The 23742-nt window shown below is 69.7% G+C and carries 21 protein-coding genes; 11 read left to right on the forward strand and 10 right to left on the reverse strand.

Going from position 1 to position 23742, the window contains the following annotated elements:
- The first annotated feature begins 249 nt into the window (after positions 1–249).
- A complete protein-coding gene (locus ACWD10_RS23310; protein ID WP_451093958.1) occupies positions 250–1080 on the forward strand; it encodes an HAD family hydrolase in 831 nt (276 codons plus the stop codon).
- A 447-nt stretch (positions 1081–1527) separates the two neighbouring features.
- Here ACWD10_RS23310 and ACWD10_RS23315 read toward each other — a convergent pair whose 3' ends face one another.
- Positions 1528–2343 carry an oxidoreductase gene (locus ACWD10_RS23315; protein ID WP_451093960.1) on the reverse strand — a complete coding sequence of 272 codons (816 nt, stop codon included), beginning with the start codon at positions 2341–2343 and terminating at the stop codon, positions 1528–1530.
- A 101-nt stretch (positions 2344–2444) separates the two neighbouring features.
- Between ACWD10_RS23315 and ACWD10_RS23320 the strand changes: the two genes are divergently transcribed.
- Positions 2445–3455 (forward strand): ATP-binding protein, encoded by a 1011-nt coding sequence (locus ACWD10_RS23320; protein WP_451093962.1) that lies wholly within the window; start codon positions 2445–2447, stop codon positions 3453–3455.
- Here the strand turns inward: ACWD10_RS23320 and ACWD10_RS23325 are convergent.
- A complete protein-coding gene (locus tag ACWD10_RS23325; protein WP_451093964.1) occupies positions 3424–4695 on the reverse strand; it encodes a hypothetical protein in 1272 nt (423 codons plus the stop codon). The genes ACWD10_RS23320 and ACWD10_RS23325 overlap by 32 nt on opposite strands.
- 363 nt (positions 4696–5058) lie before the next feature.
- On the opposite strand from ACWD10_RS23325, the gene ACWD10_RS23330 reads away from it, so the two are divergent.
- From ACWD10_RS23330 to ACWD10_RS23355, 6 genes are all read left to right on the forward strand, one after another.
- Positions 5059–7470 (forward strand): SulP family inorganic anion transporter, encoded by a 2412-nt coding sequence (locus ACWD10_RS23330; protein WP_451093966.1) that lies wholly within the window; start codon positions 5059–5061, stop codon positions 7468–7470.
- A gap of 180 nt (positions 7471–7650) precedes the next feature.
- Positions 7651–9657 (forward strand): acetate--CoA ligase, encoded by a 2007-nt coding sequence (gene acs, locus ACWD10_RS23335; protein ID WP_451093968.1) that lies wholly within the window; start codon positions 7651–7653, stop codon positions 9655–9657.
- 323 nt (positions 9658–9980) lie between these two features.
- A complete protein-coding gene (gene nhaA, locus ACWD10_RS23340) occupies positions 9981–11381 on the forward strand; it encodes a Na+/H+ antiporter NhaA (RefSeq protein WP_451093970.1) in 1401 nt (466 codons plus the stop codon).
- Positions 11382–11510: 129 nt separating this feature from the next.
- Entirely contained in the window at positions 11511–12005 is a 495-nt protein-coding gene (locus ACWD10_RS23345; RefSeq protein ID WP_451093972.1) for a phage holin family protein, read from the forward strand.
- The gene (locus ACWD10_RS23350) at positions 12002–12982 is read left to right on the forward strand and encodes an alpha/beta fold hydrolase (protein WP_451093974.1); all 981 of its coding nucleotides are present in this window, start codon (positions 12002–12004) and stop codon (positions 12980–12982) included. Before ACWD10_RS23345 ends, ACWD10_RS23350 begins: the two co-directional genes overlap by 4 nt.
- 144 nt (positions 12983–13126) lie before the next feature.
- Positions 13127–13318, forward strand: a complete 192-nt coding sequence (locus ACWD10_RS23355; RefSeq protein ID WP_451093976.1) for a hypothetical protein — start codon at positions 13127–13129, stop codon at positions 13316–13318.
- A gap of 110 nt (positions 13319–13428) precedes the next feature.
- Here ACWD10_RS23355 and ACWD10_RS23360 read toward each other — a convergent pair whose 3' ends face one another.
- The 3 genes from ACWD10_RS23360 to nth all read right to left on the reverse strand — a co-directional run bounded on the left by ACWD10_RS23360 (position 13429) and on the right by nth (position 16809).
- Complete coding sequence (locus ACWD10_RS23360) at positions 13429–14628, reverse strand: MarP family serine protease (RefSeq protein ID WP_451093978.1); 1200 nt, start codon at positions 14626–14628, stop codon at positions 13429–13431.
- 140 nt (positions 14629–14768) lie between these two features.
- Complete coding sequence (locus ACWD10_RS23365; protein WP_451093980.1) at positions 14769–15461, reverse strand: NUDIX hydrolase; 693 nt, start codon at positions 15459–15461, stop codon at positions 14769–14771.
- Positions 15462–15612: 151 nt separating this feature from the next.
- A complete protein-coding gene (gene nth, locus ACWD10_RS23370; RefSeq protein WP_451093982.1) occupies positions 15613–16809 on the reverse strand; it encodes an endonuclease III in 1197 nt (398 codons plus the stop codon).
- A gap of 305 nt (positions 16810–17114) precedes the next feature.
- On the opposite strand from nth, the gene ACWD10_RS23375 reads away from it, so the two are divergent.
- Positions 17115–17789 carry a Crp/Fnr family transcriptional regulator gene (locus ACWD10_RS23375; RefSeq protein ID WP_282516665.1) on the forward strand — a complete coding sequence of 225 codons (675 nt, stop codon included), beginning with the start codon at positions 17115–17117 and terminating at the stop codon, positions 17787–17789.
- Positions 17790–17916: 127 nt separating this feature from the next.
- Here the strand turns inward: ACWD10_RS23375 and ACWD10_RS23380 are convergent, their stop codons facing one another.
- The 4 genes from ACWD10_RS23380 to ACWD10_RS23395 form a co-directional block, all read right to left on the reverse strand.
- Positions 17917–18747: an MBL fold metallo-hydrolase gene (locus ACWD10_RS23380; RefSeq protein ID WP_451093984.1), complete on the reverse strand. Its 831-nt coding sequence runs from the start codon at positions 18745–18747 to the stop codon at positions 17917–17919.
- Positions 18744–19658 (reverse strand): NUDIX hydrolase, encoded by a 915-nt coding sequence (locus ACWD10_RS23385; protein ID WP_451093986.1) that lies wholly within the window; start codon positions 19656–19658, stop codon positions 18744–18746. The genes ACWD10_RS23380 and ACWD10_RS23385 overlap by 4 nt, the downstream gene beginning before the upstream one ends.
- Positions 19659–19790: 132 nt before the next feature.
- Positions 19791–20261, reverse strand: a complete 471-nt coding sequence (locus ACWD10_RS23390) for a RidA family protein (protein WP_451093988.1) — start codon at positions 20259–20261, stop codon at positions 19791–19793.
- Positions 20258–20416 carry a hypothetical protein gene (locus tag ACWD10_RS23395; RefSeq protein WP_451093990.1) on the reverse strand — a complete coding sequence of 53 codons (159 nt, stop codon included), beginning with the start codon at positions 20414–20416 and terminating at the stop codon, positions 20258–20260. Before ACWD10_RS23395 ends, ACWD10_RS23390 begins: the two co-directional genes overlap by 4 nt.
- A 71-nt stretch (positions 20417–20487) precedes the next feature.
- Between ACWD10_RS23395 and ACWD10_RS23400 the strand changes: the two genes are divergently transcribed.
- Both ACWD10_RS23400 and ACWD10_RS23405 read left to right on the forward strand, forming a co-directional pair.
- Positions 20488–21456 (forward strand): ArsA-related P-loop ATPase, encoded by a 969-nt coding sequence (locus ACWD10_RS23400; protein ID WP_451093992.1) that lies wholly within the window; start codon positions 20488–20490, stop codon positions 21454–21456.
- Positions 21453–22838 carry an ArsA family ATPase gene (locus tag ACWD10_RS23405; protein ID WP_451093994.1) on the forward strand — a complete coding sequence of 462 codons (1386 nt, stop codon included), beginning with the start codon at positions 21453–21455 and terminating at the stop codon, positions 22836–22838. Before ACWD10_RS23400 ends, ACWD10_RS23405 begins: the two co-directional genes overlap by 4 nt.
- 69 nt (positions 22839–22907) lie before the next feature.
- Here ACWD10_RS23405 and ACWD10_RS23410 read toward each other — a convergent pair whose 3' ends face one another.
- A complete protein-coding gene (locus tag ACWD10_RS23410; RefSeq protein ID WP_451093996.1) occupies positions 22908–23267 on the reverse strand; it encodes a WhiB family transcriptional regulator in 360 nt (119 codons plus the stop codon).
- Positions 23268–23742: the final 475 nt, after the last annotated feature.

Below are 23742 nucleotides of genomic sequence, written 5' to 3' on the forward strand. Positions count from 1 at the left end.
AAGCGGAGCGTCGGGGCCTCGAGGGCCCTCGAACCGCTAAATGATCAAAAAAGAAGGGCCCAAACGGGCCCGGACATGCGACGACCCCCGCCGGGGGGGAGAGCGGGGGTCGTCCCCACGGCCGACTCGGGGGGGGAGGAGTCGGACCGGGTTAGCACGGTCGCGAACGATCCGTGACTTCCATGGTGTACCCGAGAGCCTTCTCAGGCAAACCCACGCGCCCCACCTTACGCCGAATGGAGGGAGCCTATGCTCGGGCCCGTGGAAAACCACTCCTTGCCCCGCACAGCTGCCTTCTTTGACCTGGACAAGACGGTCATTGCGAAGTCGAGCACGCTCACCTTCAGCAAGTCGTTCTACCAAGGCGGTCTGATCAACCGCAGGGCGGTACTGCGTACCGCATACGCCCAGTTCGTCTTTCTCGCCGGCGGCGCCGATCACGACCAGATGGAGCGGATGCGCGCCTACCTGTCCGCGCTCTGCCGCGGCTGGAACGTGCAGCACGTCAAGGAGATCGTCGCCGAGACGCTGCACGAGCTGATCGACCCGATCATCTACGACGAGGCGGCCTCCCTCGTCGAGGAGCACCACACCGCCGGACGCGACGTCGTGATCGTCTCCACCTCGGGCGCCGAGGTCGTCGAGCCGATCGGCGAACTCCTGGGCGCGGACCGGGTGGTGGCGACCCGGATGGTCGTCGGCGACGACGGCTGCTTCACGGGTGAGGTGGAGTACTACGCGTACGGGCCGACGAAAGCGGAAGCGATCAAGGAGCTCGCCGAGTCCGAGGGCTACGACCTCGCGCGGTGCTTCGCGTACAGCGACTCGGTCACCGATCTGCCCATGCTCGAGGCGGTCGGACACCCCCACGCGGTCAACCCGGACCGGGCGTTGCGCCGCGAGGCGCTGGCCCGGGAGTGGCCGATTCTCGACTTCCACCACCCGGTGCGCCTGAAGCAGCGGGTGCCCTCGTTGCGCGTTCCGCCCCGGCCCGCCCTGGTCGCGGCCGCCGCGGTGGGAGCGGCGGCCGCCGCGGGCCTGGTCTGGTACGCGAGCAGGCGGCGGACGCCTGCCGTGTGAGGCGGTCCGGTCCGGCGGGCCGGGCCGTTCACCGGCGCCGACTGGAGCCGTATGCAAGGCCGTTACGGGCGATTCTCGAGAGTGACCGATTCACCCGTATTTGAACCTAGAAGTAAAACCTGACCCCAGGACTTCCCCTTGCCCCACTTCAGGAGTACAAAGGAGTTAACGGCCCGCGAGACCAAGGACATCCGAGAGGATCACCTTTAAACGCAACCAAGGCCCCACGGACCGATGCATGAAAACCGAGCACCCACGCGACGTCGACCCGTCGATTACGGGCCAGCTGCACCAGGCAACGGGCAAAGATCCCGACCTGATGGGCACTATTTCGAGGACGCATGGTAACTGGGTGGACGTGCCAGCGGCGGTACCAGTTCTGGTACCGCCGCAACCCTGTTCGGGGCCTTTTCCAGCCTACGGCCTGCGAAGATTGCGGAGACGGGCCTAGGCCGCCCCTCGCTGGAGCGCCTCGCAGACCGCGGTGGACTCCCGCACTCCCAGCTCAACCGCCTTGCCGCAGTGCGCGATCCAGGCCGCCATGCCCTCCGGCGTACCGGACGCGTAGTCGCTGAGCGCCGCCACATAGGCCGCGCGCCCCAGCTCGGCGTGGCCCGCCTCCGACGGACACACCGACTTCGGGTCGAGCCCGCTGCCGACGAGCACGATCCGCTCCGCCGCACGCGCGACAAGGCCGTTGTACGAGGCGAACGGGCGCAGGGCAAGCAGCTCACCGTGCACCACGGCGGCGGTCACCAGAGCCGGTGCCGAGCTGCCCTCGACGATCATCCGGGACAGCCCCTCGAGGCGCCCGGCCACCTCGTCGGCATCCGGAAGCGGAAGCTCGACCAGCGGCTCGTCGACCGGCTCGCCGCGCAGTCGCGGGCGGCCCACCGTCTCCTCCTGCACCCCGGCCGCGACCAGGTGCAGCCGGGCCAGGACCCGCAGCGGCGACTGCCGCCAGATGGAGAGCAGCTGCCCCGCCTCGGCGGTCAGGCGCAGCGCGGCGCCCACCACGCGCGCCTCACCCTCGCCGCCGAAGTCGCTGCGCCGGCGCACCTCTTCGAGTGCCCAGTCGGCACCGGAGAGCGCCGCGGAACCGCGCGCTCCGCGCAGCGCGGCCTCCGACGTGATCTCGTTGCTGCGGCGCCGCATGATCCGGTGTCCGTAGACCCGGTCCACGCTCTTGCGCACGGATTCCACGGACTCGGCCACGCCCGGCAGCGAGCCGAGGACGGCGAGCGGATCGGCTGTCGTACTCATAAGTACGACCCTACGCACCCGGGGCCCGCGCCCCACGAAGGAGTGGTCTTCTTCACTCGAGGCGACCTCAATGCGCAACCGTACGGCTACTGTTGGTGAACATGAAGATCGCTTTCGTGGGGAAGGGCGGCAGCGGCAAGACCACGCTGTCCTCGCTCTTCATCCGTCATCTCGCCGCGACCGGCGCTCCGGTGATCGCGGTCGACGCCGACATCAACCAACACCTGGGGGCCGCGCTCGGGCTCGACGAGGACGCGGCGGCCGCACTGCCCGCCATGGGAGCGCGGCTGCCGCTGATCAAGGACTATCTGCGCGGCAGCAATCCGCGGATCGCCTCCGCCGAGACCATGATCAAGACGACTCCGCCGGGCAGCGGCTCACGGCTGCTGCGGGTGCGCGAGGACAACCCGGTGTACGACGCGTGCGCGCGGCCGGTGGAACTCGACGGCGGCCCCGTCCGTTTGCTGGTCACAGGGCCCTTCACGGAGTCCGACCTCGGAGTCGCCTGCTACCACTCCAAGGTCGGCGCGGTGGAGCTCTGCCTGAACCATCTCGTGGACGGCCGCGGCGAGTTCGTGGTCGTCGACATGACCGCCGGGTCCGACTCCTTCGCGTCGGGCATGTTCACCCGCTTCGACATGACCTTCCTGGTCGCCGAGCCCACCCGCAAGGGCGTCTCCGTCTACCGCCAGTACAAGGAGTACGCCCGGGACTTCGGCGTCGCCCTGAAGGTCGTCGGGAACAAGGTGCAGGGACAGGACGACATCGACTTCCTGCGCGCCGAGGTGGGCGAGGACCTGCTGGTCGCGGTGGGGCAGTCGGACTGGGTACGGGCCATGGAGAAGGGCCGTCCGCAGCGGTTCGAGCTCCTGGAGGACGCCAACCGCGAGGCCCTGCGGACGCTGTTGACCACCGCCGACGCCGCGTACGAGCGGCGCGACTGGGAGCGGTACACGCGCCAGATGGTCCACTTCCACTTGCGAAACGCGGCCAGTTGGGGAAACGCGAAGACGGGCGCTGACCTGGCGGACCAGGTCGACCCCGCCTTCGTTCTGCGGGAGCCCGCTGACTCCGCAGCGGTCAGTGCGTCTTGCGCCCCTCAGCCGGCTTGACGGTCGAGGCTCCCGGTACACCCTTGGGGGCCGGGGCGGCCTTGCCGGACAGGTAGGCCGCCCAGCCCTCCTTCGGGGCCTTGCCCACGGGGAGCTTGCGCAGCTTCTCGAGCACCCGCGGATCCTGGGCGTCCAGCCAGTCGACGAGTTGGCGGAAGGAGACGCAGCGGACCTCGCGCTTGGTGCAGACGCGCTCGATGGTCTCCTCGACGGCGCGCATATAGGCGCCGCCGTTCCAGGACTCGAAGTGGTTGCCGATGATCAGCGGGGCGCGGTTGCCGTTGTAGGCGCGGTCGAACCCCGCGAGCAGGCCGTCGCGCATCTGGTCGCCCCAGTACTCGTGCCGGTCGGGGTCGCCCTGTTTGCTGTTGCCGGACTGGTTGACCATGAAGTTGTAGTCCATGGTCAGGGTCTCGAAGGGCCGCCCCGGCACCGGAACCAGCTGCATCGACAGATCCCAGAGGTCCTCCTTCTTCTCGGGCCAGACCTGTTTGTTGACGCCGCTGGTGTCATAGCGGAAGCCGAGTTCGCGGGCCGCGCGCGTGAAGTTCTTCTGGCCCTCCAGGCACGGGGTGCGGGCGCCGATGAGCTCCTTGTCGTAGTCGAAGGGGAGCGGCGCGGCGCTCTTCGTGCCCACGTTGGTCTTCCAACTCTTCACGAACCGCTTGGCCTGGGCGATCTCGCTCTTCCACTCCTCGACCGACCACTCACCGACGCCGCCGTCCTCGCCGCAGAAGTGACCGTTGAAGTGCGTGCCGATCTCGTTGCCCTCGAGCCAGGCGGCGCGCAGCTGCTCGACGGTGTCCTCGATGCCCTGGACGTCATTGAAGCCGATGTCGGAACGGCCGACCGAGTGCTGCGGCGGGCGGTACTGGTGCTTCTTGTCCTCCGGCAGCATGTACACGCCGCTGAGGAAGTACGTCATCGTGGCGTTGTTGGCCTTGGCCACCTCGCGGAAGTGCGAGAAGAGCTTCTGGCTGTCCTCACCGGCGCCGTCCCAGGAGAACACCACGAACTGCGGCGGCTTCTGACCTGGTTTCAGCTTGTCGGGCTTCATCAGGTTCGGCTGCCTCCCGGTGTACGAGGTCGAGCCGTCGCCGATGAGTCGCACCGCGCTCTTGGGGGCGGGCGCGGGCTGGGCCTTCTGCGGTCCGTGGGCGCCCTTCTTGGAGCCGGACTCACCGCTTCCGCAGCCGGCCAGTGCTACGGCACAGACGGTGGCGCCCGTCGCAAGCCTCATCGTGGCGACCTTCATCCGCCCACCTCTTCCTTCGGTCCGGGGCCTCTTCGGCGTGGGTGCATGAATGGCGAAAGACCCAGAAAAAACGGGTGAAAATGCAACAATTTCGCCAGCGCCACAAGCTCACACGCCCGAGCCAAGGAATAGGCGCGACAAGCCGGACAAAATGATTAATCACCCCTGAGGGTGAATAGATGGCCTATTTGCCCGGATATTCCTGCACAACTCTTTACTCTGCATTACGGTTTGTTTACCGAGAGTTGGCATCCCGCCGTTTGTACGCCGTGACCCACGGCCGCATGCCCACCCCCGCCCGACGCGGGGAATCCAAGCGACCGCGTAGCCCCGGAGGAGACGGGAAACATGTCTGCCTGCGTCCCCACTCGCACCGACGACTCTTCGCAACCACCCCACCGACCATCGGACGACGGCCGCCCGCACAGCCCTCCGGGCTCCCCGCGCAGGCGGTTCAGGATCGCGGGCGCCGATGTGTCCGCCTCGATCGCCGTCTTTCTGATCGCGCTGCCCCTGTCCCTCGGTATCGCGCTCGCCACCGGTGCCCCACTTCAGGCCGGGCTCGTCGCCGCCGCCGTCGGCGGGCTCGTGGCCGGTCGGCTCGGCGGGGCGCCGCTCCAGGTCAGCGGGCCCGCGGCCGGGCTCACCGTGGTCACCGCCGATCTCATCCAGCGGTACGGCTGGCGGACCACCTGCGCCATCACCGTGATCGCCGGACTTGCCCAACTGGCCCTGGGATTCGTGCGGGTGGCGCGCTCCGCGCTCGCCGTCAGCCCGGCGATCGTGCACGGCATGCTGGCCGGTATCGGCATCACCATCGCCGTGGCGCAGCTGCACATCGTGCTCGGCGGCAACCCGCACAGCTCGGTCATCGACAACGTACGGGAGCTGCCCGCGCAGCTCGCCGATCCGCATCCGACGGCCCTGTACGTCAGCGCGCTCACCATCGCGCTGCTGCTCTGGCCAAGGCTGCCCGGCCGGGCGGGCCGGATCACCCGCCACGTACCCGCCGCCCTGGTCGCCGTCGCCGTACCCACCGCCGCCACGACCCTGCTCGGACTGAGCCTGCCCAAGGTCGAGCTGCCGTCCTGGAAGAGCCACGCCCTGGCCGGACTCCCGGAAGGGCCGGCGCTCGGCCTGGCCGCCGCGGTGCTCACCACCACCCTGGTGTGCAGCGTGCAGTCACTGCTCGGCGCCGTCGCCATCGACAAGCTGACGGCCGGTCGGTCCGGGTCCGGCGCCCCGCCCCAGCGCGCCAACCTCGACCGTGAACTGCTCGGTCAGGGCGCCGCCAACATCGCTTCCGGAGCGCTCGGAGGCCTCCCGGTCGCCGGGGTCGCGGTGCGCAGCGTGGCCAATGTGAAGGCCGGGGCCAGGACCGCCAACTCCACGATGCTGCACGGCGTCTGGGTGCTCCTGGCCGCCTTCGCCCTGGTCCCGGCCCTGGAGCTGATCCCACTCGCCTCGCTCGCCGCGCTCGTGATGGCCGTCGGCATCCGGATGGTCAGCTTCAACCACATCCGCACCGTCACCCGGCACCGCGAAGTCCTCGTCTACCTGGTGACCACCGGAGGCGTCGTGCTCGTCGGCGTCCTGGAGGGCGTGATCATCGGCATCGCCGCGGCCGTCGCCGTAGCCCTGCACCGCCTGGCCCGCACCCGGATCACCCATGAGGAACACGACGGGGTCCATTACGTTCGTGTGCGTGGGCAGTTGACGTTCCTCGCCGTCCCCCGGCTCGCCCGAGCGCTGCACCTCGTACCGCACGAGGCCAAGGCCGTTGTCGAGCTGGACGGGTCGTTCATGGACCACGCGGCATTCGAGACCTTGCAGGACTGGGAACGCGCGCATCTCGCGCACGGCGGCAGCGTCGAGCTGACCGGCCGGTCCGGCGGGCGGATCGCCGAGCCCGCCTCGGCCGCGCACACCTGCTGTCGGCCCTGGACCCCGTGGCGCAACCACCACTGCGACGACCGGCCGTCGGACGTCGCACCCCGTAGGGGGCACCAACTGGCCACTGGCATCAGCGCGTTCCAGCGCGATACGGCGCCGCTGGTACGCACCGAGCTGGCGCGGCTCGCCCGCGAGGGACAGAAGCCCTCCCAGCTCTTCCTCACCTGCGCCGACTCCCGCCTGGTCACCTCGATGATCACGTCCAGCGGCCCCGGGGACCTGTTCGTGGTGCGCAATGTGGGCAACCTCGTGCCCCTGCCCGGCGCGGAGAGCGGGGACGACTCGGTGGCCGCGGCGATCGAGTACGCCGTCGACGTCCTGGAAGTCGAATCGATCACGGTGTGCGGGCACTCCGGGTGCGGGGCCATGCAGGCGCTGCTCAACTCACCGCCGTCCGGGGCGCAGACGCCGCTGCGGCGCTGGCTGCGGCACGGCGCGCCGAGCCTGGACCGGATGCGGGAGGAGGGGCAGGCCTGGGCACGGATCGCCGGGCGGGTTCCGGCCGACACCATCGAGCAGCTGTGCCTGACCAATGTGGTGCAGCAGTTGGAGCATCTGCGGGCCCATGAATCGGTGGTCCGGCGGCTACGCGAGGGTCGGCTACAGCTCCAGGGCATGTACTTCCACGTGGGCGAGGCACAGGCGTATCTGCTCACCCACACCGACCGGCTCTTCGACCGCGTGACACCCCACGCCCCGGAGAAGCCCGGAATCTTGGGCGTGCCCAGCACTCCGGAGGCGCCCAACACTCCAGGGGCGGCAAGGACTTCGGGCGGGCCCCATGGCCTGGAGAAGTCGGACGACTGAATTCCGTACGCCTCACATACGCCTCACCGTACGACTCCCGTACGACTCACGTATGACCCGCATGCGTCTCCCGTATGTGTCCCGGTGTGGCCGCTGGCGTGCGTTCCCGACCCAGTGGCCACACAGGTCTAAACCAATTCTCGGCAGACCCTTGTCATCGCGGAACGCGTCTGATGAGCTGTGGCCTGGGACACAACGGACACCCTGAGAAAGGGAGATGTAGTGAACAACGAAAGCCTGGCCAACCTCCTGAAGGAGGAGCGTCGCTTCGCGCCGCCTGCCGACCTGGCCGCGCATGCCAACGTAACGGCGGAGGCGTACGAACAGGCCAAGGCTGACCGGCTCGGTTTCTGGGCCGAGCAGGCCAAGCGCCTGACCTGGGAGACCGAGCCGACCGAGACCCTGGACTGGTCGAACCCGCCGTTCGCCAAGTGGTTCGCCGACGGGCGGCTCAATGTCGCGTACAACTGCGTGGACCGTCATGTCGAGGCCGGGAACGGCGACCGGGTCGCGATCCACTTCGAGGGCGAGCCGGGTGACAGCCGGGCGATCACCTACGCCGAGCTCAAGGACGAGGTGTCCCGGGCCGCCAACGCCCTGACGGAGCTGGGCGTTCAGAAGGGCGACCGGGTCGCCGTCTACATGCCGATGATCCCCGAGACCGCCATCGCGATGCTCGCCTGCGCCCGCATCGGCGCCGCACACTCCGTCGTCTTCGGCGGCTTCTCCGCGGACGCGCTCGCGACCCGTATCCAGGACGCCGACGCCAAGGTGGTCATCACCTCCGACGGCGGCTACCGGCGCGGCAAGCCGGCCGCGCTCAAGCCCGCCGTGGACGACGCCATCGATCGTGTGGACAACGTCGAGCACGTCCTCGTCGTACGCCGCACCGGCCAGGAAGTCGCCTGGACCGAGGGCCGTGACGTGTGGTGGCACGAGGCGGTGGCGCGGCAGAGCGCCGAGCACACCCCGGAGGCGTTCGAGGCCGAGCACCCGCTGTTCATCCTCTACACCTCGGGCACCACGGGGAAGCCGAAGGGCATCCTGCACACCTCCGGCGGCTACCTCACCCAGGCGGCGTACACCCACCACGCCGTCTTCGACCTCAAGCCGGAGACCGACGTCTACTGGTGCACCGCCGACGTCGGCTGGGTGACCGGCCACTCGTACATCGTGTACGGGCCGCTGGCCAACGGCGCGACGCAGGTGATGTACGAGGGCACCCCGGACACCCCGCACCAGGGGCGGTTCTGGGAGATCGTGCAGAAGTACAAGGTCAGCATCCTGTACACGGCGCCCACGGCCATCCGTACGTTCATGAAGTGGGGCGACGACATCCCCGCGAAGTTCGATCTGTCCTCGCTGCGGGTGCTCGGGTCGGTCGGCGAGCCGATCAACCCCGAGGCGTGGATGTGGTATCGCAAGCACATCGGCGGCGACACCTGCCCGATCGTGGACACCTGGTGGCAGACCGAGACCGGGGCGATGATGATCTCCCCGCTGCCCGGCGTCACCGAGACCAAGCCCGGCTCCGCGCAGCGCCCGCTGCCCGGCATCGCCGCGACCGTCGTGGACGACGAGGCGCGCGAGGTGCCCAACGGCGGCGGTGGCTATCTCGTGCTCACCGAGCCGTGGCCGTCCATGCTCCGCACCATCTGGGGCGACGACCAGCGGTTCCTCGACACGTACTGGTCGCGCTTCGAGGGCAAGTACTTCGCGGGTGACGGCGCCAAGAAGGACGAGGACGGCGACATCTGGCTGCTCGGCCGGGTGGACGACGTGATGCTCGTGTCCGGGCACAACATCTCGACCACCGAGGTCGAGTCGGCGCTCGTGTCGCACGAGGCGGTCGCCGAGGCCGCCGTGGTCGGCGCCGCCGACGAGACCACCGGGCAGGCGATCGTCGCCTTCGTGATTCTGCGTGGCAGCGCCGCGCAGTCCGCGGACGACCGGGCGCTCATCGACGAGCTGCGCAACCACGTCAGCGCCACGCTCGGCCCGATCGCCAAGCCCAAGCGGATCCTGCCGGTCGCCGAGCTGCCCAAGACCCGCTCCGGAAAGATCATGCGGCGGCTGCTCCGCGATGTGGCCGAGAACCGCGAGCTGGGCGATGTCACCACGCTGACCGACTCGTCCGTGATGGACCTGATCCAGTCGAAGCTGCCGACCGCCGCTTCCGACGACTGATCCGTAAGTCTGGTCCATACGTCCGGTCCATACGTCCGGTCCATACGTCTCCGTCCATACGTCTGATCCGTACGTCCCCCAAAGGGCACCCGGCCCCGCGCCGGGTGCCCTTTTTGCGCGTAAGGTGAAGATCCTTCGGTGCGCCTGACGCGGGCCCGGTAGAGTGGGTCGCCGCGTCAATAACTCGTCAAGGAAAGTTTTCGCCAAGAAAAAGTCCAAGATCACAGGTGCGCCGGGAAGTCTGGTCGGCAACGGCATCAAACGACCCGATTCATTGATGTCTGTGTACAAATTTGCCGAACACGACCGGGAGGTCTCCGCCTGTGACCGCGCCTGCCCCGAGCAACCGACCCAAGGCCTTCGGACGGCTCTCGCTGCCCGAGCGGAACTTCATCGCCGACACCCTGCGCGCCGAGACCGTCGGCGGCGTACTGCTCCTGTTCGCCGCCGTGGCCGCGCTGATCTGGGCGAACACCCCGCTGGGCGACAGCTACGAGACCGTCCGCGAGTTCCACATAGGCCCGGGAGTCCTCGGTCTCAACCTGACCCTGCAGCACTGGGCGGCCGACGGGCTCCTCGCGATCTTCTTCTTCGTCGCCGGGATCGAGCTCAAGCGCGAGCTGGTCGCCGGCGATCTGCGTGACCCCAAGGCGGCGCTGCTGCCGGTGGTCGCCGCCATCTCCGGCATGGTCGTCCCGGCCCTCGTCTACGTCCTGGTCAATGTGGCGGGCGGGGGCGCGATGGACGGCTGGGCGGTGCCGACCGCCACGGACATCGCCTTCGCGCTCGCCGTGCTCGCGGTCCTCGGCACCTCGCTGCCCTCGGCGCTGCGGGCCTTTCTGCTGACCCTCGCGGTCGTCGACGACCTCTTCGCGATCCTGATCATCGCGATCTTCTTCAGCGGCAGCCTCAACTTCGCGGCGCTCGGCGGCGCGGTGGCCGGCCTCGCCGTGTTCTGGCTGCTGCTGCACAAGGGCGTCCGCGGCTGGTACGTCTATGTGCCGCTCGCCCTGGTCATCTGGGGCCTGATGTACAACAGCGGCGTGCACGCCACCATCGCGGGCGTCGCCATGGGCCTGATGCTCCGCTGCACCCGCAGGGACGGCGAGGAGCACTCGCCCGGTGAGCACATCGAGCACCTGGTCCGGCCGATCTCGGCGGGCCTCGCGGTGCCGCTGTTCGCACTCTTCTCGGCCGGAGTCCTGATCTCCGGTAACGCGCTGAGCGACGTCTTCACCAAGCCCGAGACGCTCGGTGTCGTACTCGGCCTGGTCGTCGGCAAGACCGTCGGCATCTTCGGCGGCACCTGGATCACGGCCCGCTTCACCAAGGCGGAGCTGAGCGACAATCTCGACTGGCCGGACATCTTCGCGGTCGCCGCGCTCGCCGGGATCGGCTTCACGGTCTCGCTGCTCATCGGCGAACTCGCCTTCCTCGGCGACGAGGTGCTGACCGACGAGGTCAAGGCGGCCGTCCTGATGGGCTCGCTGATCGCGGCCGTGCTCTCCGGCGTACTCCTCAAGCTGCGCAACGCCAAGTACCGCAGGCTGTGCGACGAGGAGGAGCGGGACGACGACCACGACGGCATCCCGGACATCTACGAGGAGCACAACCCCGCGTACCACCTCCGGATGGCCGAGATCTACGAGAAGAAGGCCGCCGAGCACCGGCAGCTCGCCGAACTGACCACCGGGGGAAGCGGCCAGAGCTCCGGTCCGGCATGATCTGAGGGGCACGCACCGTCCGCAGCGGCCGTCAGAAACGGCAGCCCGTCGAGATCGCGTGATCCCGAGATCACGCAATCCCGCCGTCCCGCCGTCCCGACGTCCACAGAAGAGAAGAGGGAGACCGCGATGAGCGCAGCCGATGGCGCCGACCGCAGCCTCGGTCAGTTGGTCGCCACGGCGACCAGCGAGATGTCCGCCCTTGTGCACGACGAGATCGCGCTGGCCAAGGCCCAGCTGCGGCAGGACGTGAAGCGAGCCGGGATCGGCAGCGCCGCATTCATCGCGGCCGTGACGATCCTCATCTTCTCGCTGCCCATGCTGAGTTTCGCGCTCGCATACGGCATTCACGCCTGGTCGGGCGGCTGGCATCTGTCGGTGTGCTTCCTGCTCTCCTTCGCGGCGAGCGTGTTCCTCGCGGTGCTGCTCGCGCTGATCGGCCTGGCCTTCGCGAAGAAGGCCAAGAAGGGCAAGGGCCCGCAGAAGGCCGTCGCGTCGGCCAAGGAGACGGCCGCCGTGCTGGGGAACGTCAAGCCGCACCCGCGCGCCGTGACCGCTTCCGACAAGGCCGAACTGGCCGACCGGGTGACCGAGGCGACCGCTGTGGCACGCTCGTCCTCATGACGGACCCCGCCACAGCCCCGACGCCCCCGACGCAGCCCCCGAATTCCTCGGGGGCGCCCACGTCGCTCGTACGCCCCGAACTGCCCGGCGGGAAAGAGGTATCGCACCGGGACGTGGCCGCCAACGGCGCCCGCTTCCACATCGCCGAGATGGGCGACGGTCCGCTGGTGCTGCTCCTGCACGGATTCCCGCAGTTCTGGTGGACCTGGCGGCATCAGCTGCCCGTGCTCGCCGAGGCCGGGTTCCGGGCGGTGGCGATGGACCTGCGCGGCGTGGGCGGCAGCGACCGTACGCCGCGCGGTTACGACCCGGCGAACCTCGCGCTCGACATCACGGGCGTGATCCGGTCGTTGGGCGAGCCGGACGCCGCGCTCGTCGGGCACGACCTGGGCGGGTATCTGGCCTGGACGGCGGCCGTGATGCGGCCCAAGCTGGTGCGCCGCCTCGCCGTCGCCTCGATGCCGCACCCGCGGCGCTGGCGCTCGGCGATGCTCTCCGACGTCAAGCAGACCGCGGCCGGGTCCTATGTGTGGGGGTTCCAGCGGCCGTGGCTGCCGGAGCGTCAGCTCGTCGCGGACGACGGGGCCCTGGTGGGGCGGCTGGTGCGGGACTGGTCGGGGCCGCGGCTTCCGGACGACGACGCGGTGACGGTGTATCAGCGCGCGATGTGCATTCCGTCGACGGCGCACTGCTCCGTGGAGCCGTACCGCTGGATGGTGCGCTCGATGCTGCGCCCGGACGGCATCCAGTTCAACCGGCGGATGAAGCGGCCGGTGCGGGTGCCGACGCTGCATCTGCACGGCTCCCTCGACCCGGTGATGCGCACGCGGAGCGCCGCGGGCTCCGGCGAGTACGTCGAGGCCCCGTACCGCTGGCGCCTCTTCGACGGCCTCGGACACTTCCCGCATGAGGAGGACCCGGTGGCGTTCAGCACGGAGCTGGTGAACTGGCTGAAGGACCCGGAACCGGACCGGTGAGCGGACCGGTCAGCGGACCGGTGAGCGGCCTCTTGGGGAACGGCGGGGAACGACTGTCCTACGAACGCCAATTGCCCGGCGCATAGGCCGATTGAGGGCAGTGGCGGCGGTTATCGACCATGGGGCACGGGCACACGTCGGTGTATGGGCTGGACGCACGACTACAGTGACACAGCACGCAATCGCCGCTCGACCCCCGCGCTGAACTCGGCGCAGCGGGGCGGGGCCTGTGAACAGGACCCGGAGCACCCGCCGCAGGCGATCGGCATTCCTCGCATTCTCCGCCGCAGGGCCCGCTGGGTCTCGGCGCGGCTGCGGCACGGCAGCCGGGCCTGATTCCCGTACGACCCCGGCAATTCGCATTTACCGTACGCATCCGGGCACCCGGGCACCCGGGCGTCCGTACGCGCCCGGGAGTGCGTACGCCCCGGGCGCGCGGGATTGCGCTACAGCGCGCAGCCCTGGGTGTCGACCCGCTGGTCGACGGTGCGGCCGAGGCGGATGTCGTCGCGTACCTCGTCGACGGTGAGTGCGTAGCCGGTCTGTGGGTCGTCGAGCGACTTGGCGAAGACCACGCCGGACACCTTGCCGTCCGGGGTGAGCAGCGGGCCGCCGGAGTTGCCCTGCCGCACGGTCGCGTAGAGCGAGTAGACGTCGCGGCGCACGGTGTCGCGGTGGTAGATGTCCGGGCCGTTGGCGTTGATGCGGCCGCGGACGCGGGCCGCGCGGACGTCGTACGCACCGTTCTCCGGGAAGCCCGCGACGATCGCGCCGTCACCGCTGGTCGCGTCCCGCTCGGTGAACTCGAGCGGGCGGGCGTTGAGGTTCGGTACGTCGAGTACGGCGATGTCGCGCGCCCAGTCGTAGAGCACCACGCGGGCGTCGTACCGCGTGCCCTCCCCTCCTATCTGGACGGTGGGCTCGTCGACGCCGCCGACGACGTGGGCGTTGGTCATCACGCGGCCGTCCGCGAAGACGAAGCCGGTGCCTTCGAGGACCTTGTTGCAGCTGGTGGCCGTGCCCATGACCTTGACGATGGACTGCTTGGCGCGGGTGGCGACCGGGCTGTTCTGCAGCCGCGGGTCGGGGGCCTGGACCTCGGTGATGGGCTCGTTCGAGAACGGGCTGAAGACCTGCGGGAAGCCGTTCTGCGCGAGCACCGAGGAGAAGTCCGCGAACCAGGTGTCGGCTTGGTCGGGCAATGCCTGCGACACGCCTTGGAGGACCTTGGAGTTACGGACCTCCTTGCCGACCGTGGGCAGCGTGGTGCCCGCGAGCGCGGAACCGATCAGCCAGGCGACCAGGAGCATCGCGAGGACGTTCACCAGGGCGCCGCCGGTGGCGTCCAGGGCGCGGGCCGGGGACCAAGTGATGTAGCGGCGGAGCTTGTTGCCCAGGTGGGTGGTGAAGGCCTGGCCGACGGAGGCGCAGACGATGACCACGACGACCGCGAGGATCGCGGCGGTGGTGCTCACCTCCTGGTCGTCGGTGAGCGCGCCCCAGATGACCGGGAGCGTATAGACCGCGACGAGGCCGCCGCCGATGAAGCCGATCACCGACAGGATGCCGACGACGAAGCCCTGGCGGTAGCCCACGATGGCGAACCAGACGGCGGCGAGGAGCAAAAGAATGTCCAGCACGTTCACCGAATCAGACCTCGCCTCGCATCGTCTCCGTCAGCTCCCGCCGTGTCGTAAGGACCTTGCCTGGTGCGTCGGCTCTCGCGTTGCACGTCAGCTCTCGCCGTGCGCGCGTCAGCTCCCGCCTCGCATGAGTGCACAGCCTGTCATGCGCGCCAGTCGAGGGGGACCTCCTTCGTCCGGTCCCAGGGTCTCTCCCAGCCCGCGAAGTGCAGGATCCGGTCGATGACTCCGGCCGTAAAACCCCAGACCAGAGCGGATCCGACGAGGAAGGCGGGGCCCTTCTCGATGCGCGGGTGCACCAGCGTGACCCGATTCTCCGGATCCGTGAGATGTGCCACGGGAACCGTGAAGACCCGGGCCGTCTCGCCCGGATCGACCACGCCCACCGGGCTGGGCTCGCGCCACCAGGCGAGCACCGGCGTGACGACGAAGCCGCTCACCGGGATGTAGAGCTTCGGCAGCACGCTGAAGATCTGCACACCGGCCGGGTCGAGCCCGGTCTCCTCCTCGGCCTCGCGCAGGGCGGCGCGCAGCGGTCCCGTGGTGTACGGGTCGCCGTCCTCGGGGTCGAGGGCGCCGCCCGGGAAGGACGGCTGACCGGCGTGCTTGCGCAGGGCGCTGGAGCGCTCCATGAGCAGCAGCTCGGGGCCCTGCTCGCCGGTGCCGAAGAGGACGAGTACGGCGGACTGGCGGCCCTCGCCGGTCTCCGGTGGCAGGAAACGGCTGAGCTGGCGTGGCTCGACGGTCTCGGCGGCGCGGGCGACGGGGGTCAGCCAGGCGGGCAGCCCTTCGGCCGTCACGGCTGTGCCCGCCGTCGGATCGCTTGCGTTGGTCATTCGAGTCATACGCTCCCCTGTCCGTTACCGCGCAACGTCCTCAGGCGCCCTGATCGTTCCGGGCGCCGCGCGCCGCGGCAAGCCCGGCGTCCGGGGCAGCGCGGCGGAAGCGGTGCGGCGTACGGCGTACGGGCGGGGCGCGCGGAGTGCGTCACGCGGCGCCCAGCGGGGGCGCGGGCGGGCCGGGGAAGTCCGCCGGGGGCTTGAGCCGCTGCCCCGGCAGCCCGGCCATCTCGTACTTGAGGAGCTTCTTCGCCTTCTCGGGGTCGGTCTCCCCCTCGCCGTACGACGGGCAGAGCGGGGCGATCGGGCAGGCGCCGCAGGCCGGTTTGCGGGCGTGGCAGATGCGGCGGCCGTGGAAGATGATCCGGTGCGACAGCATCGTCCAGTCCTTCTTGGGGAAGATGTCGCAGACCAGGGCCTCGATCTTCTCCGGGTCCTGGGAGTCGGTCCACTTCCAGCGGCGCACCAGCCGCATGAAGTGGGTGTCGACCGTGATGCCGGGGACGCCGAAGGCGTTGCCGAGGACGACGTTCGCCGTCTTGCGGCCCACGCCGGGGAGCTTGACCAGGTCCTCTATGCGGCCGGGGACCTCGCCGCCGTGCCGGTCCCGCAGGGCGGCCGCGATACCCATGATCGACTTCGTCTTGGCCCGGAAGAACCCCGTCGGCCGGATCAGCTCCTCGACCTCCTCGGGGTTGGCCGCGGCCAGGTCCTCCGGGGTCGGGTAGGTGGCGAAGAGGCGCGGGGTGGTCTGGTTCACGCGCAGGTCGGTGGTCTGGGCGGAGAGCACCGTGGCGAGCAGGAGCTGGAAGGGGTTCTCGAAGTCGAGCTCGGGGTGGGCGTAGGGGTACACCTCGGCGAGCTCACGGTTGATGCGCCGAGCCCGGCGGACCAGGGAGAGACGGGACTCGGGCTGGGTGATCTTTACGGCAGGGGTGGGCTTGGGCTCCTCGGCGGGGGGCTTCTTGGCGGAGGCTGCTTTGGTCGAGGCCGCCTTCTTGGTCGAGGCCGTCTTCTTGGCCGGGGCTGCCTTCTGGGGCTCGGGCACCTTGGCCTTGGCTGCCTTCTTGGCCGTCGCCTTCTTTGTGGCGGCCGTCGTCCGCTTTGCCGAGGCCGTCGCCTTTTTCGTTGCGGCTGTTGTCCGCTTTGCCGTGGCCGCCGTCGCCTTCTTTGTGGCGGCTGTCGCCTTCCTGGCCGCGGCGGGCTTCCGGGACGGCTGTGCCGTCTCCGTCTCCGTTTTCGGCTCCGTCTCCGGCTCCGCTTCCGCTTTCGTCTTTCCGGCCCTATTGGTCACTCTTGCCACCCGACCCTCGACCTTCGCCACTCCAACCGCCCCACTGCCCATTCACTGTCCGTTTTGTGAAGTTTCACGTGCCTTGTCGAACGCGTTCGCCCACAGCGGAATCACGATGCTCCGGTCACGTCCCCAGCCCCCATGGCCCGTGCTCTCACCGGCATGTTGGACACCCGGCCAGACTAAAGGGAGCCACTGACATCCGCCCCGGAGCCGGTGGAACAGCCCCCGATTGGGCCCCCTGTTGCACAGCACGCCGCGGCAGTACGGCAAACTTGTGACTGATCACACTGTTTGGACCGTCCGGCATCATGGGGACCACGGTCCCTTGAGCAGGTCGACATAGGAGAGAACTCGTGGACGACGTTCTGCGGCGCGCCCCGCTCTTCGCGGCGCTCGATGACGAGCAGGCGGCGGAGCTCCGCGCCTCCATGAGTGAGGTGACCCTCGCACGCAGCGAAGCGCTGTTCCACGAGGGCGACCCCGGAGACCGCCTGTACGTGGTCACCGAGGGCAAGGTGAAGCTGCACCGCACATCCCCCGACGGCCGCGAGAACATGCTCGCCGTCCTGGGCCCCGGCGAGCTGATCGGCGAGCTGTCGCTCTTCGACCCGGGCCCGCGTACCGCCACGGCCAGCGCGCTGACCGAGGTGAAGCTCCTCGGTCTGGGCCACGGCGACCTCCAGCCCTGGCTGAACGCCCGCCCGGAGGTGGCCTCCGCGCTGCTGCGCGCCGTCGCCCGGCGCCTGCGCAAGACCAACGACCAGATGTCCGACCTGGTCTTCTCGGACGTCCCGGGCCGCGTGGCCCGTGCGCTCCTCGACCTGTCGCGCCGCTTCGGCGTGCAGTCCGAGGAAGGCATCCACGTGGTGCACGACCTCACCCAGGAGGAGCTGGCCCAGCTGGTCGGCGCGTCCCGCGAGACGGTCAACAAGGCGCTCGCGGACTTCGCGGGCCGCGGCTGGCTGCGCCTCGAGGCGCGCGCCGTGATCCTGCTCGACGTAGAGCGGCTGGCGAAGCGCTCGCGCTGACCTGTCGCTGTCGAAGCGGTGGAACACGCACTACAGAAGTACGGACGGACAGCTCCGGTACGCCGATGGGTCCGGGTCTCGCGTGAGGCCCGGACCCATCGGCGTACTCCCTGCCCCAAAGGGACCGTCAGATGAGGCCGTGCTCCCGCAGGTACTCCAGCTGGGCCCGGACCGAGAGCTCTGCGGCGGGCCACAGGGAGCGGTCCACGTCGGCGTAGACGTGCGCGACGACGTCGGCGGCCGTGCGGAAGCCGTCCTCGACGGCCGTCTCGACCTGGGCCAGGCGGTTGGCCCGGTGGGCGAGGTAGTACTCGACGGCGCCCTGGGCGTCGTCCAGTACGGGGCCGTGGCCCGGCAGAACCGTGCGCACCCCCTCGTCCGTGGTCAGCGAGCGGAGCCGGCGCAGCGAGTCGAGGTAGTCGCCGAGCCGGCCGTCGGGGTGGGCGACGACCGTCGTACCGCGCCCCAGAATCGTGTCGCCGGTCAACACCGCCCGGTCCGCGGGCAGGTGGAAGCAGAGCGAGTCCTCGGTGTGCCCGGGGGTCGGCACAACGCGCAGCTCGACGCCGCCGACCTCGATCACGTCGCCCGCGGCCAGGCCCTCGTCGCCGAGGCGCAGCGCGGGGTCGAGCGCCCGCACGTTCGTACCGGTCAGCTCGGCGAAGCGGGCGGCGCCCTCCGCGTGGTCCGGGTGCCCGTGGGTGAGCAGGGTCAGCGCGACCCGCCTGCCGGACGCCTCGACGGTGGCGATGACCCGGCGCAGGTGGCCCTCGTCGAGCGGGCCCGGGTCGATGACGACCGCGAGCTCGGAGCCGGGCTCGGCGACGATCCAGGTGTTGGTGCCGTCCAGGGTCATCGCGGAGGCGTTCGGCGCGAGGACGTGGGACGCGCGGGTGGTGGCGGGGCCGGAGAGCACGCCGCCGCGCGGCTGTCCGGGCAGGGATGCGGCGTCGGTCATGCGGAGCTTCCCTCGGCGGTGTTCGGGCCTTCAGGGCCGGTGGGAGTGGTGGGAGTGGTGGGGATGTGCTTGGTGAACTCGTCGTGGCCCGGCCAGGTCAGGAGCAGTTCGCCGTTCTCCAGGCGGGCCTTGGCCAGTACGGGGGTCAGGTCGCGGTCGGCCGCGGCGGCGAGGGCGTCGGCGGCGGTGGCGTACGGGGCGAGCTGACGCAGGGTCGCGATGGTGGGCGGCATCATCACGAACTCGCCCTTGTCGTACCCGGAGATGGCCTCCTGCGGCCGGAGCCAGGTGGTCCGGTCGGCCTCCGTGGAGACGTTACGGGTGCGCTGGCCGTACGGGAGCACGGCCACGAAGAACCAGGTGTCGTACCGCTTCGGCTCGAACTCCGGGGTGATCCAGCGGGCCCAGGCGGCGAGCAGGTCGCTGCGCAGGACCAGGCCGCGGCGGTCAAGGAACTCCGCGAAGGACAGCTCGCGGTCGACCAAGGCGTGGCGGTCGGCCTCCCAGTCGGGGCCGGTCGGGTCGGTGACGAGCGCGTCCGGGGTCGGGCCCGCCAGCAGCACACCGGCTTCTTCGTACGTCTCACGGACCGCGGCGCACACGATGGCCTGGGCCTCGGCGGGGTCGTCGACGCCGAGGCGCTCGGCCCAGACGCGGCGGCCCGGGCCCGCCCAGCCGATGACGCGGTCGTCGTCGCGGGGGTCCACGCCGCCGCCCGGATAGGCGTACGCGCCCGCGGCGAAGGGCATGGAGGTGCGGCGGCGCAGCAGGTGGACGGCGGGGCCGGTGTCGGTGTCCCGCAGGAGCATGACGGTGGCCGCGCGCCGGGGCGTGACGGGGGTGAGGGTGCCGGCCGCGAGGGCGCGGATGCGGTCGGGCCACTCCGGGGGGTACCACTGCCCAAGTGCCATGGGCGGAGGCTATCTGGTGCGGGTCTTATGTTCGAGAGCCAACTATCCCTCGGGCCGGGTGGGTCGGAGCGGGGGCGGGAAACTGGGGGCCCGCAGCCCCCAGACCCCCGCTCGGGCCGAAATGCGCGGGTCCTACGCCTCCGTCAGCTCCACCTGGATCTCGACCTCCACCGGAGAGTCCAGAGGCAGCACCGCCACGCCCACCGCGCTGCGGGCGTGGACGCCCTTGTCGCCGAGGACTTCGCCGAGGAGTTCGCTCGTGCCGTTGATCACCGCGGGCTGGCCCGTGAAGTCCGCCGCGGAGGCGACGAATCCGACGACCTTCACCACGCGGGCGATGCGGTCCAGGTCACCGGCGATGGACTTGACCGCCGCCAGGGCGTTCAGGCCGCAGGTACGCGCCAGGTCCTTGGCCTCCTCCGGCGTGACCTCGGCGCCGACCTTGCCGACCAGCGGGAGCTTGCCGTTCACCATCGGGAGCTGGCCCGAGGTGTAGACATACCGCCCGGACTGGACGGCGGGCTGGTACGCGGCCACCGGAGGGACGACCTCCGGCAGGGTCAGGCCGAGTTCCGCCATCTTCGCCTCAATAGCCCCGCTCATCCCTGCTTCTCCCGCTTCAGATAGGCAACGAGCTGCTCGGGGTTGGGCCCGGGGACGACCTGGACGAGCTCCCAGCCGTCGTCGCCCCAGGTGTCCAGAATCTGCTTGGTCGCGTGCACGAGAAGGGGCACGGTCGAGTATTCCCACTTGGTCATACGGCGACTGTAACGCCCGGCACAGACAGCCTCGTGCGTAGGCCGACGCACTACTGGTTAGGCTCGATTGCGTGAGCAGGCTCCAGGTCGTCAGCGGCAAGGGCGGAACCGGTAAGACCACGGTGGCCGCCGCTCTCGCGCTCGCCCTCGCGACGGAGGGTAAGCGCACCCTCCTGGTCGAGGTCGAGGGCCGGCAGGGCATCGCGCAGCTCTTCGAGACGGAGGCACTGCCGTACGAGGAACGGAAGATCGCCATCGCCCCGGGCGGCGGCGAGGTGTACGCCCTGGCCATCGATGCCGAACAGGCGCTCCTCGACTACCTGCAGATGTTCTACCGGCTCGGCAGCGCGGGCCGCGCCCTGCGCAAGCTCGGCGCGGTCGACTTCGCCACCACGATAGCCCCGGGCGTGCGCGACGTACTCCTGACCGGCAAGGCCTGCGAGGCGGTGCGGCGTAAGGACAAGAAGGGGCGATTCGCGTACGACTGTGTGGTCATGGACGCGCCACCGACCGGCCGGATCACCCGCTTCCTGAACGTGAACGACGAGGTGGCCGGGCTCGCGAAGATCGGCCCGATACACAATCAGGCGCAGGCCGTGATGCGGGTCCTCAAGTCCCCACAGACGGCGGTGCACTTGGTGACGCTGCTCGAGGAGATGCCGGTCCAGGAGACCGTCGACGGGATCGCGGAGCTGCGCGAGGCGGGGCTTCCGGTGGGCCGGATCCTGGTGAACATGGTGCGTCCCGCGGTCCTCGACGGGCCCGTTCCCGACGGCGTACGACGAACGGAGCTCGCGAAGGCGCTGTCGCGCGCGGGGCTCGGCGGGGCGCGCAAGGGCGGGCTCGCCGAGCAGTTGGTCGACCCGCTGCTTCGGCAGTCGGCGGAGTACGAGGAGCGGGTGGCCCTGGAGCGCGAGCAGCGGTGCACGCTCTCGGAACTTGAGCTTCCGGTCCAGGAGTTGGAGTTGCTGCCCGAGGGCATCGATCTGGCGGGGCTCTATCGACTCGCCGCCGACCTGCGGAAACAGGGGGTCTCATGACGCTGGATCCGGTTCCGGTGCCGATGCTGGATGTCGATGCGCTGATCGACGACCCGAAGACGCGGATCGTGGTGTGCTGCGGGGCGGGTGGCGTGGGCAAGACCACGACTGCGGCGGCGCTCGGGCTGCGCGCGGCGGAGCGCGGCCGCAAGGTCGTGGTGCTCACCATCGACCCGGCACGCAGGCTCGCCCAGTCGATGGGCATCGACTCGCTCGACAACACTCCGCGCCAGGTGAAGGGCGTGGAGCGGACGGACGGCGCGGCGGATCGAGGCGGGGCGTCGCGCAGCGACTCGTCTGAGGGCGGTGGCGGGCGACGGGAGGGCGAGCTGCACGCCATGATGCTGGACATGAAGCGCACGTTCGACGAGATCGTCGAGGCGCACGCGGACGGCGAGCGGGCCGCCGCGATCCTCAACAACCCCTTCTACCAGTCGCTTTCGGCGGGCTTCGCGGGCACGCAGGAGTACATGGCGATGGAGAAGCTGGGGCAGCTGCGGGCGCGCGACGAGTGGGATCTGATCGTCGTGGACACGCCGCCCTCGCGGTCGGCGCTCGATTTCCTGGACGCGCCGAAGAACCTGGGCTCCTTTCTGGACGGAAAGTTCATCCGGGTCCTGATGGCGCCGGCGAAGGTCGGCGGTCGGGCCGGGATGAAGTTCCTGAACGTCGGCATGTCGATGATGACGGGGACCCTGGGGAAGCTGCTCGGGGGCCAGTTCCTGGGCGACGTACAGACGTTCGTGGCCGCGATGGACACCATGTTCGGCGGCTTCCGCAAGCGGGCGGACGCGACGTATCGGCTCCTTCAGGCGACGGGTACGGCGTTCCTGGTGGTGGCGGCGCCGGAGCGGGACGCGCTGCGCGAAGCGGCGTACTTCGTGGAGCGGTTGGCCGCGGAGGAGATGCCGCTTGCCGGTGTGGTGCTCAACCGGGTGCACGGCAGTGATGCCGCCCGGCTCTCGGCCGAGCGGGCGCTCGCCGCCGCGGAAAATCTTGAGGAGCGCCGCATTGTGGATCAGGACGACGGGAAGGAAGAGGGGGGCAAGTCCCTCAACTCCCCCGTTTCTCCCGATAGTTCAGATAGTTCCGGCAGCTCCGACAGATCCGAGGGCAGATCCGAGGCTTCCGAGACCACCCTTGACGCCAATTCGGCCGACTCGGCCGACTCACGTGACGCCGATGAGCTGGCCGCCGGACTGCTGCGGCTGCACGCCGAACGTATGCAGCTGCTCGCCCGCGAAAAGCGCACACGCGACCGCTTCACCGCACTCCACCCGGACGTGCCGGTGACCGAAGTGGCCGCCCTGCCCGGCGATGTGCATGACCTCGTCGGTCTGCGGGACATCGGCGAACGGCTCGCGTCCCCCGGCCGGGCCTGAGGCGGACGGACCTCTGGCCTGGTACCGGGCCCGCGGGCACAGGCACCCCTCGGTGCTCCAGTCGGTGCTCTAGCCCACGGCGGCGTAGCTCTCGTAGTGCTCCTGGTCGTCGACGTCGATGTCCCCGACGCCCACCGGCAGGATTCCCGCGCTCCGCTCGTACTCGCTACGTGCGGTCTCGAGCAGTCTGCGCCAGGAGGTGACGGTCGGCCGCCGACGCAGCAGCGCGCGCCGCTCCCGCTCCGTCATGCCACCCCACACGCCGAACTCGACGCGGTTGTCCAGCGCGTCGGCCAAGCACTCGGTCCGCACCGGACATCCGGTGCACACCGCCTTGGCCCGGTTCTGCGCTGCACCCTGCACGAACAGTTCATCCGGATCGGTAGTGCGGCAGGCCGCCTGCGCACTCCAGTCGGTTACCCAGCCCATACCGGCGCCGTCCTCTCCCGAATCGAGGCTCCCCCACGGCGGCAGCGGCATATTCACCGCCGCCAGTTGAGGACGTTACGGAAGGTGGCGACGGCGCAACACCCCCTGCGGGCCCAATCTTGAATGGCCCGAACGGACTATGGGTAAGCGGCAGATCACCCGACGGAGTGAGCCGAGGGCATGCACAACAAGCCCGACAAACCGGACAGTTCCGTTGAGTCGCAGCCACTGCCGAACGCTGCGTGAAGGATCAGGCCAGAGCAACCGCCGGATTCGGGACGACGGTGGCCGGCCAGGGGCTTGATGCGTAACCACACTGCTGTGACCGTTGAGAACCAGCTTAGGCCAAGGCGTTACGCCTGTCCGGCGAATCAGAACGTAGACACCTCACGTTGCGAACGGGTCAAGCTGCGGCTGCGAGTTCAGCGGGGAACGCGGTCTGCTCGTCGAACAGTTCGTGGTGCTGAAGGCAGTG

The sequence above is a fragment of the Streptomyces sp. NPDC002851 genome, from assembly GCF_053591935.1.